The sequence below is a fragment of the Dechloromonas sp. H13 genome, assembly GCF_009469615.1.
Classification (GTDB): Bacteria; Pseudomonadota; Gammaproteobacteria; order Burkholderiales; family Rhodocyclaceae; genus Azonexus.
Genome location: NZ_SSXX01000002.1, coordinates 234,145 through 247,637, shown reverse-complemented (window position 1 = coordinate 247,637; position 13,493 = coordinate 234,145). Strand labels below are relative to the sequence as shown.

At 68.5% G+C, this 13,493-nt stretch carries 18 protein-coding genes; 8 read left to right on the top strand and 10 right to left on the bottom strand.

Going from position 1 to position 13,493, the window contains the following annotated elements; all coding sequences use genetic code 11:
* The first annotated feature begins 105 nt into the window (after nucleotides 1-105).
* Together GH660_RS05735 and GH660_RS05730 are read left to right on the top strand one after the other, a co-directional pair.
* Entirely contained in the window at nucleotides 106-672 is a 567-nt protein-coding gene (locus tag GH660_RS05735; protein ID WP_153145700.1) for a phosphoribosyltransferase family protein, read from the top strand.
* A gap of 21 nt (nucleotides 673-693) precedes the next feature.
* Nucleotides 694-1,326 carry a phosphoribosyltransferase gene (locus GH660_RS05730; RefSeq protein ID WP_153145699.1) on the top strand — a complete coding sequence of 211 codons (633 nt, stop codon included), beginning with the start codon at nucleotides 694-696 and terminating at the stop codon, nucleotides 1,324-1,326.
* On the opposite strand, the gene GH660_RS05725 is transcribed toward GH660_RS05730, so the two are convergent.
* Complete coding sequence (locus GH660_RS05725) at nucleotides 1,318-2,670, bottom strand: nicotinate phosphoribosyltransferase (RefSeq protein WP_153145698.1); 1,353 nt, start codon at nucleotides 2,668-2,670, stop codon at nucleotides 1,318-1,320. The genes GH660_RS05730 and GH660_RS05725 overlap by 9 nt on opposite strands.
* A gap of 2 nt (nucleotides 2,671-2,672) precedes the next feature.
* Nucleotides 2,673-3,260: an isochorismatase family protein gene (locus GH660_RS05720; protein ID WP_153145697.1), complete on the bottom strand. Its 588-nt coding sequence runs from the start codon at nucleotides 3,258-3,260 to the stop codon at nucleotides 2,673-2,675.
* 178 nt (nucleotides 3,261-3,438) lie between these two features.
* Between GH660_RS05720 and GH660_RS05715 the strand changes: the two genes are divergently transcribed.
* The 3 genes from GH660_RS05715 to GH660_RS05705 are packed head-to-tail and all read left to right on the top strand — an operon-like array spanning nucleotide 3,439 to nucleotide 5,951.
* Entirely contained in the window at nucleotides 3,439-4,305 is an 867-nt protein-coding gene (locus GH660_RS05715; protein ID WP_153145696.1) for an NAD(P)-dependent oxidoreductase, read from the top strand.
* Nucleotides 4,302-5,156, top strand: a complete 855-nt coding sequence (locus GH660_RS05710; protein ID WP_153145695.1) for an NAD(P)-dependent oxidoreductase — start codon at nucleotides 4,302-4,304, stop codon at nucleotides 5,154-5,156. The genes GH660_RS05715 and GH660_RS05710 overlap by 4 nt, the downstream gene beginning before the upstream one ends.
* Before the next feature lie 60 nt (nucleotides 5,157-5,216).
* Nucleotides 5,217-5,951 (top strand): hypothetical protein, encoded by a 735-nt coding sequence (locus GH660_RS05705; protein ID WP_153145694.1) that lies wholly within the window; start codon nucleotides 5,217-5,219, stop codon nucleotides 5,949-5,951.
* Between the two features lie 13 nt (nucleotides 5,952-5,964).
* Here the strand turns inward: GH660_RS05705 and GH660_RS05700 are convergent, their stop codons facing one another.
* From GH660_RS05700 to GH660_RS05690, 3 genes are all read right to left on the bottom strand, one after another.
* On the bottom strand, nucleotides 5,965-6,198 hold the full coding sequence (locus GH660_RS05700) for a thioredoxin family protein (protein WP_153145693.1): 234 nt from the start codon (nucleotides 6,196-6,198) through the stop codon (nucleotides 5,965-5,967).
* Between the two features lie 15 nt (nucleotides 6,199-6,213).
* Complete coding sequence (locus GH660_RS05695; RefSeq protein WP_153145692.1) at nucleotides 6,214-7,650, bottom strand: permease; 1,437 nt, start codon at nucleotides 7,648-7,650, stop codon at nucleotides 6,214-6,216.
* A gap of 71 nt (nucleotides 7,651-7,721) precedes the next feature.
* Entirely contained in the window at nucleotides 7,722-8,048 is a 327-nt protein-coding gene (locus GH660_RS05690; RefSeq protein WP_153145691.1) for a hypothetical protein, read from the bottom strand.
* 98 nt (nucleotides 8,049-8,146) lie between these two features.
* Between GH660_RS05690 and GH660_RS05685 the strand changes: the two genes are divergently transcribed.
* Both GH660_RS05685 and GH660_RS05680 read left to right on the top strand, forming a co-directional pair.
* Nucleotides 8,147-8,482 (top strand): YnfA family protein, encoded by a 336-nt coding sequence (locus GH660_RS05685; protein ID WP_153146184.1) that lies wholly within the window; start codon nucleotides 8,147-8,149, stop codon nucleotides 8,480-8,482.
* 38 nt (nucleotides 8,483-8,520) lie between these two features.
* Nucleotides 8,521-8,982 (top strand): PaaI family thioesterase, encoded by a 462-nt coding sequence (locus GH660_RS05680; RefSeq protein ID WP_153145690.1) that lies wholly within the window; start codon nucleotides 8,521-8,523, stop codon nucleotides 8,980-8,982.
* A 24-nt stretch (nucleotides 8,983-9,006) separates the two neighbouring features.
* Here GH660_RS05680 and GH660_RS05675 read toward each other — a convergent pair whose 3' ends face one another.
* From GH660_RS05675 to GH660_RS05655, 5 genes are all read right to left on the bottom strand, one after another.
* On the bottom strand, nucleotides 9,007-9,969 hold the full coding sequence (locus GH660_RS05675; RefSeq protein WP_153145689.1) for a cation diffusion facilitator family transporter: 963 nt from the start codon (nucleotides 9,967-9,969) through the stop codon (nucleotides 9,007-9,009).
* Between the two features lie 70 nt (nucleotides 9,970-10,039).
* Nucleotides 10,040-10,585 (bottom strand): sigma-70 family RNA polymerase sigma factor, encoded by a 546-nt coding sequence (locus tag GH660_RS05670; protein ID WP_153145688.1) that lies wholly within the window; start codon nucleotides 10,583-10,585, stop codon nucleotides 10,040-10,042.
* The gene (gene arsB, locus GH660_RS05665) at nucleotides 10,582-11,643 is read right to left on the bottom strand and encodes an ACR3 family arsenite efflux transporter (protein WP_153145687.1); all 1,062 of its coding nucleotides are present in this window, start codon (nucleotides 11,641-11,643) and stop codon (nucleotides 10,582-10,584) included. The genes GH660_RS05670 and arsB overlap by 4 nt, the downstream gene beginning before the upstream one ends.
* A complete protein-coding gene (locus tag GH660_RS05660; RefSeq protein ID WP_194266233.1) occupies nucleotides 11,640-12,143 on the bottom strand; it encodes an arsenate reductase ArsC in 504 nt (167 codons plus the stop codon). The genes arsB and GH660_RS05660 overlap by 4 nt, the downstream gene beginning before the upstream one ends.
* Entirely contained in the window at nucleotides 12,140-12,475 is a 336-nt protein-coding gene (locus tag GH660_RS05655) for a helix-turn-helix transcriptional regulator (RefSeq protein ID WP_153145686.1), read from the bottom strand. Before GH660_RS05655 ends, GH660_RS05660 begins: the two co-directional genes overlap by 4 nt.
* A gap of 82 nt (nucleotides 12,476-12,557) precedes the next feature.
* Between GH660_RS05655 and GH660_RS05650 the strand changes: the two genes are divergently transcribed.
* Complete coding sequence (locus GH660_RS05650; RefSeq protein ID WP_153145685.1) at nucleotides 12,558-13,493, top strand: hypothetical protein; 936 nt, start codon at nucleotides 12,558-12,560, stop codon at nucleotides 13,491-13,493.

Below are 13,493 nucleotides of genomic sequence, written 5' to 3'. Positions count from 1 at the left end.
GACGATTCCGCTCATTGACGCCGCGCCGGCGATGCGTCAGAGTCGGATCGTGTTCCGCAATGCGCTGGAGACAGCGACCGGCGGAACGTCAAGGGAGCGACAACGATGCATCCGGACCGACCGCCACCCACCCGCACCTGCCTGTACGACCACCGGCAACTCGACGATGTCGTCGCCGACATGGCTCGGCGGGCGGCCGGGCTGTTTCCCGGACCAGCGCCGATCGCGGTAGTCGGCGTCCTGCGCCGCGGCGCGCCGCTCGCCGAGCGCATCACCGAACGCCTGGTCGCCCACCACGCCCTGCCGCCGCCCGTGCGCCTCGACCTCAAGGTGTCGCGCTATGCCGACGACCTCACGCTGCTCCACCCGGAAACGCGACTCGTCGAGAACCCGGACCATGCCGCACCCCTTGCCGAACTGGCCGGGCGCCGCCTGCTGGTCGTCGATGACGTGCTTTACTCCGGTCACTCCCTGCTTCGCGTCGTCGAATACCTCGGACGTTACGGGCCGGCCGAAATCCGCGTCGCCGTGCTGGTCGACCGCGGCGTCGCTTGCCTGCCCGTCCACGCGGATATCGTCGGGGTGCGCCTGCAGGTGGCGCCACCCGACATCGTCGAATGCCACGTGCCGCCCTACGAGCCGGATTTCGGAATCGATCTGCGCCGTGAGTGAGTGCTCGCCAAGGAGAAAGCCATGTTCTTCGCCGATCGCCTGGATGCCGCCGACAAACTCGCCACTGCCCTCGCCGCATGGAAAGGCAGCAATCCGCTGATCCTCGCCATCCCGCGCGGCGCGGTGCCGATGGGTGCCGCGCTGGCCACGGCACTCGCTGGCGAACTCGATGTAGTGCTCGTCCACAAGCTCGGCGCACCCGGGAATCCGGAATACGCCATCGGCGCCATCGACGAGAGCGGCTGGTTTTTCGTCGCCGACCCGAACGCAGCAGACGAGGCATGGCTGCAGCGCGAAAGAGCCTACCGGTTCGAGCAGTTGCGCCGGCGCCGCGCCCTCTACTCGCCGGGCCGGCCGCCTGCCGACCCCGGCGGGCGCATCGCAATCGTCGTGGACGACGGCCTGGCGACCGGCTCGACGATGCTCGCCGCGCTGCATGCCGTGCGCTCCCGGGCGCCGGCGCGGCTGATCTGCGCCATCCCGGTGGCGGCACAGGACAGCCTGAAGCGGGTCGGCCGCCACGCCGACGAGACGGTCTGCCTGTACGCGCCACGCGACTTTCAGGCGGTCGGACAGTTCTATGCCCGCTTCGACCAGGTCGAGGACGACGAAGTCATCGCCTGCCTGCGCCGCGCCCGGCCATCCTCAGGTTGACCGGAAGGCCGCCGTGCGCCGGTCAACGGCCTCGGCAAGTTCGCGCAGCGGCCCGGCCACCGTGACCGGATAGGCGGGCGCCGTATCGAGACTGCACAGGGCGGGCGGCAATGCCGCCAGTTGTCGGCGGGCCAGCTCGCGCAGGTCGGCGAGCTGCGCCTGCGGCGCGACGCGCCGGCCGTCGCGCATGACCGTCGCCAACAGCGGCACGCCCGCGTCGCACGCGTCATCCAGCGTCAGCGTGTCGCCCGCCATGCCGTCGGCGGCCAGGCGCCGGAACACCTGCTTGCGGCCGGGCCATGTCGCCTTGCCTTCGGAACGCTTGCGGCGGGCGATGCCCGCGTACTCCTGCAGCTTGTAGGCGCAGTCGAGGTACGGGTAGTCGGCCGAGGTGTTCATGCGCGTGCCGACGCCGAAACCGTCGATCGGCCCGCCGTCGGCGACCAGCTTGCAGACAGCGTATTCGTCGAGGTTGCCGCTGGCGAAGATGCGTATGTTCCCGGCGCCACCGGCGTCGAGAATGGCGCGCACCTTGCGGGCGTGCTCGCCGAGGTCGCCGCTGTCGATGCGCACCGATTGGATCGCGATATTCTCGCCGGCGAGCCGGCGGGCCAGCGCGACCACCGCGTGCGCCGCAGCCTCGGTGTCGTAGGTGTCGATCAGCAGCGTGGAGCCTCCGGGATAGGCGCGCGCGAAGCGCTCGAAGGCGTCGGCCTCGCTGTCGTGTGCCTGGATGAAGGAATGGGCCATGGTCCCGAAGACCGGGATGTTCCAGCGCATCCCGGCGAGCACGTTGGAACTGCCGTCAAAGCCGGCCAGGTAGCTGGCACGCGCCGATAGCAGACCGGCCTCGGCGCCATGCGCACGGCGCAGGCCGAAGTCCACCAGCAACCGGTCGCCGGCGGCGAGCCGCACGCGCGCCGCCTTCGAGGCGACCAGCGTCTGAAACTGCAGCAGGTTGATCAGGCGTGTCTCGACCAGCTGGGCCTCGCGCAACGGCGCGACGACGCGCAGGATCGGCTCGTCCGGGAAGAACACCGTGCCTTCCGCCATCGCGTGCACCTCGCCGGTAAAGCGCAGATCCGCCAGCGAATCGACGAAGGGTCGGCTGAAGCGTCCGCAGGTGCCCAGCCAGTCGAGCTCCTCGGCAGTGAACCTCAGGCTCTCGAGAAAATCGAGCACCTGTTCGAGTCCGGCGGCGACCAGGAAATTGCGTTGCGCCGGCAGTTTGCGCACGAAGAACTCGAACACCGCCGTCTCCGCCATGCCCTCGTCGAAATACGCCTGAAGCATCGTCAGCTGGTAGAGGTCGGTGAGCAGTACGCTCTCTCCGGCGCTGCGCATGCTCAACCCCGCCGGGCGACCGCCCCGGCCGCCAGCATCGCTACCGTGGCCCGGGCACCATCACCGGCCTGCACATCGACGGCGCGAATGCAGTCGACGAGGAGCACGACGCGGTAGCCCAGGCGCAGCGCATCCTGCACTGTATTGAGTACGCAATAGTCGGTGGCGAGCCCGCCAACGAACAGGCGGCGCACGCCGGATGCTCGCAGCCGCGCATCCAGATCGGTACCTTCGAATCCCGAATAGGCATCGGCAGCACGTTGCGTCGCCTTGGACACGATGCTGGCAGCGGCAACGGGCAGTTCGAGGCCCGGCGCCAACTCCGCGCCCGGCGAAGCGGCGATGCAATGCGGCGGCCACGGTCCGCCTTGCGGGGCGAACGAGCAATGGTCGGCCGGATGCCAGTCGCGCGTCGCAAAAACCGGCCGCCCGGCCGCGACGAAACGGCGAATCCACACGCTCAGCGGTGCAACCACCGCATCGCCATCGAGCACCGCGAGTGCGCCTCCCGGCAGGAAATCCCGTTGGACATCGACGACCAGCAGTGCGTCGTCAGGCTGGAGCGCAATCTCGTTGAACGTATCCTTCATGATATCGGCCTCGGGATTTCCGCAAGCACACCGGCGGAAACTTGTGCAGCCCTGCAACGTTGGCGCGCCGACAGGGTCGGCAAACCGAGCATACCCCCAATCCCCGCGCCCGGCCAGCTGCCAGCCCGAACCAGGCCGGCTGGGCTAGAATCGCTGCTTCGCACATGGGAGAAAGCGCATGAAGATCGGATTCATCGGCCTCGGGATCATGGGCCGCCCGATGGCCCTAAATCTGCTGAAGGGCTGCCATCAGGTCACCGTCTGGGCGCGCCGCGCCGAATCGATGCAGCCGCTGCTCGACGCCGGCGCCAAGGGAGCCGGCAGCCCGACGGAAGCCGCGCAGGGCAATGAACTGGTGATCTCGATGGTCGCCGATGCGCCGGACGTCGCCGAAGTCATGCGCGGCGCGGCGCAAGGCGCCGCGCCCGGCCTGGTGGCGGTGGACATGAGCACCATCGCCCCCGCCGCTGCCCGCCAGATCGGGGTCGATCTCGCTGCCACCGGCGTCGATTTCATGGATGCGCCGGTGTCCGGTGGTGAAGTCGGCGCCATCGCCGGCACGCTGTCGATCATGGCCGGCGGCTCGGAGGCTGCTTTCGCCCGCGCCAAGCCGGCCTTCGAGTGCATGGGCAAGAACATTGTCCATGTCGGGGCTTGCGGCGCCGGCCAGGTGGCCAAGGCTGCCAACCAGATCGTCACCGGCATGGGCGTGCTGGCGGTCGCCGAGGCTTTCGCTTTTGCCGCCAAAAACGGGGTCGACCGCAGCAAGGTGCGCGAGGCGCTGCTCGGCGGCTTCGCCTACTCGCGCATCCTCGAAAACCACGGCCAGCGCATGCTCGACCGCAATTTCAAGCCGGGCTTCAAGAGCTGGATGCACGAGAAGGACCTCAACATCGTCATGCAGACGGCGCACGAACTCGGCCTCTGCCTGCCCGGCTCGGCGGCGACGGCGCAGATGTTCAACGCCATGGTCGGCTCCGGCCTCGGCGAGGAAGACTCGATCGCCGTGCTGAAACTGCTCGAACGGCTGTCGGGCCAGGAATGAAGGTCGGCTTCATCGGGCTGGGCGCCATGGGGCGCCCGATGGCGCTGCACCTGCAGCGCGCCGGCCACGACCTGCACGTCTGGGCGCGCCGCCCGGAAAGGGCTGCCGGCCTGCCGGCGACGCTGTGCGCGACGCCCGCCGAACTCGGGCACCGCTGTGAAGTGGTGTTCACCATCATCACCTCCAACGCCGACGTCGAGACCGTCGCCCTCGGTCCGGACGGCCTGAGCGACGGCATGGCGCCCGGCTCGGTGCTGATCGACTGCTCGACCATCGCTCCCGACGTCGCCCGCAAGATCGCCGCGAAACTCGGCGAACGCGGCATCCACATGCTCGACGCCCCGGTTTCCGGTGGCGCCCAGGGTGCCATCGACGCCACGCTGGCGATCATGGCCGGCGGCGATGCGGTGGTTCTCGAACGCGTGCGCCCACTGCTCGAATGCCTCGGCCAGCGCATCGTCCATATCGGCCCCAACGGCGCCGGGCAGGTGGCCAAGGCGTGCAACCAGATGATCATGGTCGCGGCGATCGAGGCCGCCGCCGAAGCACTGCGCCTGGCCGCCGCCTCCGGCGTCGATTGCGCGAAGGTGAAGCAGGCGCTGGCCGGCGGCTCGGCGGCCTCGCGCGTGCTCGACGTGATGGGCGAACGCATGGTCCGGCGCGATTTCGCAGCCGGCATCGAGGCGCGGCTGCATCACAAGGATTTCGGGCTGGTGCTGGAAGCCGCCCGCAAATCGGGCGTTCCGGTGCCGTTGACCGCAACCGTCGCCCAGCAGCTCAACGCGTTGATGGCGCAGGGCTGGGGCCGCGACGACACGGCCTCGCTGCTGCGCGTGCTCGAACTGACCTGATCCGGCCTGCCGGCCACTTCCGCCAATGTCGATCCGTGACCACCAACGCCTGACCCGACGATGAAGAAATCCCGCCTGACCAGAAGCCTCTTCCTTGCCCTGCTGCTCGGCGCCGGCAGCGCGGCGCCGGCCCTCGCGGAAATCCGCGCCGAGCCGGTGCGTTTCGAGAAGGGCAGGAACGGCGCCACGCTGAAGGGCACGATCCGGGGCGACGAGACCGTCGACTACCGCCTGCGCGCCACGGCGGGCCAGATCCTCGACGTCAACCTGCAGGCGAACAACCGCTCGGCCTATTTCAACGTGCTACCGCCAAACGACGACACCGCCCTCTTCGTCGGTTCGCTCTCTGGCAACAGTTTCAACGGCGCGCTGCCGCGGGACGGCGAGTACACCGTGCGCGTCTACCTGATGCGCAATGCCGCGCGGCGCAACGAAAGCGCCCGCTACACGGTGAACTTCACGATGGCCGGCGACAAGGCGGTGTCAGGCACCGCGGCCGCCAATCCGCCGGCCATCTACGACGCCTCGGGGAAAATCAAATGCGCGACCGGCAAGCCGCCCCTCGACCAGTGGTGCGACTTCCGCGTCGTCCGACATCTCGCCAGCGGCAGCGCCCAGATCTGGATCGCCCATACCGGCACGCCGCTCCATCGCGTCCTGCATTTTGCCGGCAAGCGCTTCACGACCGACGACGGCGCCGGCGTCTCGGCCAAACGGCAGGACGACAACTGGCTGGTCAGCGTTGGCGGCCGGGAGTTCTACCTGATTCCCGACGCGCTGATCCACGGCGGCTGACCGGCAGGCGGGATCATCCGCGCAGCCAGCCGACGATCTCGTCCCTGCTCGGGATGCGGCCAGAGCATTTCACCGCCTCGTCGATCACCAGCGCCGGCGTGGTCATGATCGGGTAGGCCATGATCGCGTCCATGTCGCGGACGTGCTCGAAGGTCGCGGCGATGCCCAGTTCGCCAACCGCCTCGCGCGTCAGCTGTTCCAGCCGGTTGCACTTGGCGCAGCCGCTGCCCAGTATCTTGATCAGCATCGTTCTCTCCTTGGTTCAGGCCCGGGCCAGCCGGGCTTTTTCGATCAGATGCAGGGCGGCGACCAGCAGTGCCACGAAGCCGACCACCGCCGCCGCGAGTGTCACCAGCGGCGCACCATCCACCCACGCCCCGTAGGTCAGCCCGGCCAGCGTCGAGAACAGGGCGACCAGCCCGACGTAGGTCCATGCCTTCAGCTTGCCGATGATCGCCGCGGTGATCAGGATGCTCTGCAGCGACAGTTCGGGATCGGCCATCAGGTAGGCGATCAGCGGCCCCGGGTGCATGCCGAGCGAGAGGAACATTTTGGCAATCGGCACCTCGACCAGGGTCGGGAAGTACATGAAGACGCCGAAGACGACGCCGGCCAGGTTGGCGAGCACCGTATTGGCGCCGGCCACCGCCTGTATCCATTCCGGCTGGATGAAGATGCGGATGACGCCGACCAGGAAGACGCCGACGACCAGCAGCGGGAAGATCATCTTCACGAAGCGCCAGGTTTCCCACAGCCACTGCTGCACGTCCCAGGTGTCGAAACGGCGGGCCAGCGGCACCAGCAGCGCCAGCAATGCCGCGACGGCGGCGGTTCTTCCGGTCAACGTCAAAAAGAGGCCGTTTTCCGTGGCGCGCAGGCCGAGCGCGGCGAAAACCAGCGTCAGCGCCGTCAGCCCGAGTGCCAGCGGCGTCAGGCGGTTGAAGCCGTTGTCGACCTGACCCAGGCCGCGCCAGGCCGCGCCACCGATCAGCCCGAGCAGGACGATCAGCGCCGCGCCTTGCAGGCTCAGCCCCTCGGCGCCGAGCGCCTCGTTGACCGGCACCCAGCGGTCGAGCGTCGCTTGGGCATGCGCCGCACCCGGCCACGGCAGTTCGGCGGTGAACAGGCTGGCCTTCAGGAAATCGACCTTCAGCGTGCCGGCGATCAGCAGGGCGACCAGCGCACCGAGGAAAACCAGCGTCCGCCGCGAGATGCGCTCGCCGGCGGCGAAGGTCGCGCCTTCCGCGACCCGCACCGCCTCGCCGTCGCGGAAGACGATGGCCATGATCATGCCGATGCCGATCCCGAAGGACAGCGCCAGCACGATGCGGGCGATGGCGAATTCCGCCCCCAGCGCGACGCCGGTGTAGGAGAGCGCCAGGATGTTGGCGGCCGGCGCGAAGAAGAGGAAGGTGATGGCCGGCCCGAGCCCGGCGCCCTTCTTGTAGATGCCGGCGAACAGCGGCTGGATGGTGCATGAGCAGACTGCCAGCAGACTGCCGGCCCCGGCCGCCGCCGGGTAGGACACCCACTTCGGCGCGTCCGGCCCGAGGAAGCGGATGATGGACTGCTGCGGCACCAGCGCCGACAGCGCGCCGGCGATGAAGAAGGCCGGCACCAGGCAGAGCAGGACGTGCGCCGCCAGATACGAGGCGAGGCTGGCGAAACCGCTTTGCAGGGCAGACGACACGATGTCCATGCGAATCTCCTTATCTCCTGCCCCTGAAGACGAGGGACGGCGCCAAAGGATGCAACGGCGCCGGGGCGACCTCAGCCGAGGAGCGTCACCTTGAGCTTCTCGAGAAGGCTCAGGCTGTCCCACCAGCGCACGCCGTTGTCGCGGAAGCGCTTGCCGTCGACGGTCAGGGCCAGTTTGCGGGCGCCGAACTGCGTCTTGCCGGTCTCGGTGACGAAGCCAGTCTCCATCAGGTAGCGGGCGATCGCCGGCTGCACCTGCTGGCCACTCAGCGTCCACCGCGTGCCGTAGCCATCGTCGCTGCCGGTCAGCATGAGGATCGGCTCGTAGTCGCCCATCAGCCGAAGCACCCGGAGGGTCTCGAGGCGGTTGGGGATGGTGGAGGGCGAGGTGGAAGACATGATGCGAATGATTATGGCGCTTTTTCGGCGGGCGTCCACCACCCGTCACTGCCGCGCCCGCCGTGGCACAATCCGGGGCACGAAATCACGGAACCGCCATCGTGGAACTCCTGCGCCTCAGCTTCCTGTTCGCCCTGACGGCCCTGGCCGAGATCGTCGGCTGCTATCTCCCGTGGCTGGTGCTGAAGCACGACAGGAGCGCCCTGTTGCTGGTGCCCGCCGCCGCATCGCTGGCGCTGTTCGCCTGGCTGCTGACGCTGCACCCGACGGCCGCGGGGCGGACCTACGCGGCCTACGGCGGCATGTATATCGCCGTCGCGCTGCTCTGGCTGCGCCTGGTCGACGGCGTGTCGCTGACGCGCTGGGATGTGTCGGGCGCCGCCATCGCCCTCGTCGGCATGGCGGTGATCGCCCTGCAACCGTCCGCCAACTGACCTTCTTCCCCACCGAACGAACCGCCGAGGACTACAACATGCAAGCCTTCCAGGACTACTACCCGGAAAACGTCGCCCACTGCTACGGCTGCGGCCGGCTCAACGCCGCCGGCCACCAGATCAAGACCTGCTGGGAGGGCGACGAGAGCGTCACCCGCTTCCAGCCGAGGCCCGAACATACGGCGATCCCCGGCTTCGTCTATGGTGGCCTGCTGGCATCGCTGATCGACTGCCACTGCACCGGCACGGCGGCGGCGGCGATGTATCGCGCCGAGAACCGGCCGCTGGACAGCCTGCCGGCCTTCCGTTTCGTCACCGGCTCGCTGCAGGTCAGCTACCTGAAGCCGACGCCGCTCGGCCCGCTGCTCGAGATTCGCGGCCGGGTCAAGGAAATCAAGGGGCGCAAGGTGGTGGTCGAAGCGACCGTCTACGCCGACGGCGTCGCCACCGCCCGCGGCGAGGTCGTCGCGCTGCAGATGCCGGAGAGCTTCACCGGCTAGGCGATGGTGGCGTCCGGCGCGCCGCTAGTGTTCCGGCGCACCGGATGGTTCGTGGCGCCGGAAGCGCACCGGCTGCGCGTCGCCATTGCGGAACGGCGCCGGCTGGAAAGTGACGTGGCCAATGCCGTGCCGCATCGCCACCTCGCTCAACCCGCCCAGGGTGCGCGGCCAGTCGGCCAGGCTGTCGACCCGGACATGGGCCGAAACCGCCAGGCGCTCGGCACCGATCGGCCAGACGTGCAGATCGTGCACTTCGCGGACGCCGGCCACCCTGGCCAACTGCCGGCCGAGGTCGTCGAGGTCGATGTGGGCCGGCACGCCGTCGAGCGCGGCGTGCAGCGCCTCGCGCAGCAGCGCGACGCTGGAGGAAAGAATCAGCCCGCCGATCAGCAGCGAGAGCAGCGCGTCGATCGGCGTCCAGCCGGTGAAGTAGATCACCGCCCCGGCGACGATGGCCGCCACCGAACCCAGCGCATCGCCCATGACGTGCAGCAGCGCCCCACGCACATTGAGATTCGGCTCGCCGCGCGACAGCACCCAGGCGACCAGCAGGTTGACCAGCAGGCCGGCGATCGCCACGCCGCCGACGATGGCGCCGTCGATTTGCCCCGGCGCCTGCAGGCGCCGCCAGGCTTCCATGCCGATCAGGAAGACGACGACCAGCATCGAGAGCGCATTGACCAGCGCAGCCAGCAGTTCGGCCTTGCCCAGGCCGTAGGTGTGACGGCGGCTGGGCGGCCGTGCCGCCAGCCAGGCCGCCAGAGCCGAGAGGCCGAGGGCGGCGCCGTCGCTGACCATGTGCCCGGCATCGGCGAGGAGGGCCAGCGAGCCGGCGCGCCAGCCGGCGACGAGTTCGACGACGGAAAAGCCGAGCGTCAGGAGCAGCGCGATGCCGAGCGCCCGCCCGGCCGTCGCGTGGTGGTGATGGTGGCCGTGACAGTGCTTCGCGTGGTCGTCGTGATGGTGGTCGTGATCGCCGCTACTCATGAACAGCTTCCAGGGAGTCGCTTCATCCGGCCCCGCGGGCGACAACGCCGCCCTTCGGTTCCGGCCTTGCTCATTCTGCCAGCGGCGGGCGCGGCACGAAACAGCAGACTTCGCCCCGCGCGTCGAAGCTGACCTGGCAAGCCGTCACCAGTCTTGCCCGCAGGCGCCGGCGCGCCCGCTGGATGCGCGATTTCGCCCCGGGCAGGCCGATGCCCAGATGGTCGGCGAGTTCCTGCTGGGTCCGCCCCTCGATATCGCAGAAGGTGATCGCCAGGCGGTCCGCCGCCGACAGTTCGGACAGCACCCGCGGCAGGCACTGGCTAAGGTCATCGACGACCGGGTGCGCTTCTTCGGTCGGCGCCGGCACGTCGTCCGGCAGCGCGATGTACTTGCGTGCGCAACGCAGGTGGTCGGCCAGCGCGTTGCGGGCGACCTGGAACAGCCAGGCGCGCGGATTCTCGATGGCGCAGAAGCGCCTGTCCTGACGCAGCGCCTTGATGAACACCTCCTGCAGAAGGTCGTCGGCGTCCTCCGGCCGGCCGAGGCGATGGCGCAGGAAACCGCGCAGTTCGCCTTCATGCGCGGCCAGCGCGGCGCGCAGGCAGGGAACGCTCATGGCGTGCCCGCCGTCTCCGCGGCAAAGAAGCGCTGCCGGAACCACAGCGCGACGGTCACCAGGCCGATCATCACCGGCACTTCGACCAGCGGCCCGATGACCGCGGCGAAGGCGGCGCCGGAATTGATCCCGTAGACCGCCACGGCGACCGCGATCGCCAGTTCGAAGTTGTTGCTGGCGGCGGTGAACGACAGCGTCGTGCACTTCTTGTAGCCGGCGCCGATCTTCCGGCTCAGGTAGAACGAGATCAGGAACATGACCACGAAGTAGATCAGCAACGGGATGGCGATGCGCACCACGTCGAGCGGGATGGTGACGATCAGTTTGCCCTTGAGGCTGAACATGACGACGATGGTGAACAGCAGCGACACCAGCGTGATCGGCCCGATCTTGGGGACGAAATGCGCGTGGTACCACTCCTTGCTGACGAAGCGCAGCATGACGACGCGAGTCAGCACGCCGGCGATACAGGGAATCCCGAGGTAGATGAAGACGCTCTCGGCGATCTGGCCGATCGAGATATCGACGATCGCTCCGGTCAACCCGAAAAAAGGCGGCAAAACGGTGACGAACAGCCAGGCGTAGATACTGAAGAACAGCACCTGGAAGATCGAGTTGAAGGCGACGAGGCCGGCGGCATACTCGGTCGAACCCCTGGCGATCTCGTTCCAGACGATGACCATGGCGATACAGCGGGCGAGGCCGATCAGGATCAGGCCGACCATGTACTCCGGCTTGTCGGGCAGGAAGATGATGGCCAGCGCGAACATCAGCAGGGGCCCGACGATCCAGTTCTGGACCAGCGACAGGCCGAGCACCTTGCGGTCGGCGAAAACGTCGGGCAGTTCCTCGTAGCGCACCTTGGCGAAGGGCGGGTACATCATCAGGATCAGGCCCAGCGCGATCGGGACGTTGGTCGTGCCGACCTGGAAGGCATTGATGAAGTCCTCGACCCCTGGCACGAAGTAGCCGAGCGCGATGCCCAGCCCCATCGCGGCGAAGATCCAGAGCGTGAGGTAGCGGTCGAGGAACGAGAGCTTGCGGGTGACTTCGCTCATGCGCCGGCCTCCGTGTGGATCTTGCGCGCCGCGTCGGCAACTGCTGCGGTCGACATTGTTTCGAGGGGCAATTTCAGGAATGCCGCGATGCGCCTTTCGAGTTCGCCATAGGCGACCTCGAACGCCGCCCGGCGCGCCGCCAGCGGCTCGACATGCGCCGGGTCGGCGATGCCCCAATGCGCGGTCGCCGGGTGGCCGGGCCACACCGGGCAGGCTTCGCCGGCCGCGCTGGCGCAGACGGTGAAGATGAAGTCCAGGCGCGGCGCCCCCGGTTCGGCGAATTCGTCCCACGACTTGCTGCGCGGCTGGCCGGCGTTCGGCCACGGCACGCCGTGCGCCGCCAGGGTTTCCAGGGCCAGCGGATTGACCCGGCCGCTCGGCTGACTGCCGGCGGAAAAGGCGCGGATGCGGCCGTTGCCCAGATGGTTGAACAAGGCCTCACCGAGGATCGAGCGGGCCGAATTGCCGGTGCACAGCACCAGGACGTTGAAGCTCTTCATGCGCAGCTTTCCGTGTCGCAGGCAGCGACGATTTCGTCGCAACCGAGGCCGCCGCAGCAATCCTCGGTCAGGTAGCGCAGCAGTTCGTTCATCGCGCCGTAGTTGGTCGAATAGAAGACGAAGCGCCCTTCCTGGCGCGAGTTGGCCAGCCCGGCGCCGACCAGTTCCTTGAGATGGAAGGTCAGGCGGCCGTTGGCGTCGATGCCCAAGGCCTCGGCGATGCGGCCGACCGACAGGCCCTCGGCCCCGGCGCGCACCAGCAGGCGGAATATTTCCAGGCGGGTGGCGTGGGCCAGGGCGCCCAGCGCGGTGATGGCGGCTTTCGATTCCATATTTCAATAACCGTTGAATTGATTGCCCATCTTAACGGCTTTTTACGCACACCGACAAGCGTCGACGTCGACCGGGGCAGGCATGGCGGCTAGAATCCGGCCGATGCCCCATCCGGAAACACCCGGCACGCAGCGCGCCCTGCTCCTCGAAATCGCGGAACTGAAGCGCCAGCTGGCCGACCAGACCTCCCGCAAGCAACGTTCCCTGCGGCTGGCGATCGCCGCCTCGCTGCTCCTGCACGTGCTCGTCGCGCTGATCCCGCAGCAGAAGCCGCGTGCCGAGCGCCCGGCCACCCGCCTCGAAGCCAGCCTCACCGCGCCGACCGTCAAGCCGCAGGAGGCGGAGCCGGTGCCGGTGCCGCCGATGCCGGCCGAACTGCCGGCCCGCAAACCGCCCCCGAAGAAAGCGCCGGAGCGCCGGCCGGTGCTGGCGGTCAACAAGCCCAAGGGGCAGGCCGCCAGCCAGCCGGCACCGAAGTGGACCGTCGCGCAGAAGGAGGAAATGAACAATTTCCTGCGCGAACTCGAACGCCAGTCGCAGGCCAGCCCGCGCCCCAACCTCGCCCAGCGCTCGCTGGCCCAGGCCCGCGAATTCTCCCGCCAGCAGGCGCGCCAGGAACAGGAACGCAGCGAAATCCTCGAACTGTTGCCCAACGCCCAGCCGGTCGATCCGTTCAGCCTGGAAATGTATCTCGACGCGCTGGTCAAGAAGCTCAACCGCAGCGCCGGCTTCGTGCGCAACGACCCGCGCAGCCGTGGGGTCAGGAAGGCGTCGGTGCAGGTGAAGCTGAACCCGGACGGCACGCTGAAAAGCTTCCGCATCGTCAATGCCGGCGACCAGCAGGACCAGATCGCCTTCATCAAGGCGGTGGTCGAGCAGGCGGTGCCCTTCGCGCCCTTCCCCGGCGACCTGCGGCGCTCGGCCAGCGCGCTCAACATGATGATCTGCATCCAGCCGGCGAGCGGCGGCGGCGGCGGTTTCGGCTTTTCGCGCCTGCCCGAGGGCAGCGGCTGCTAG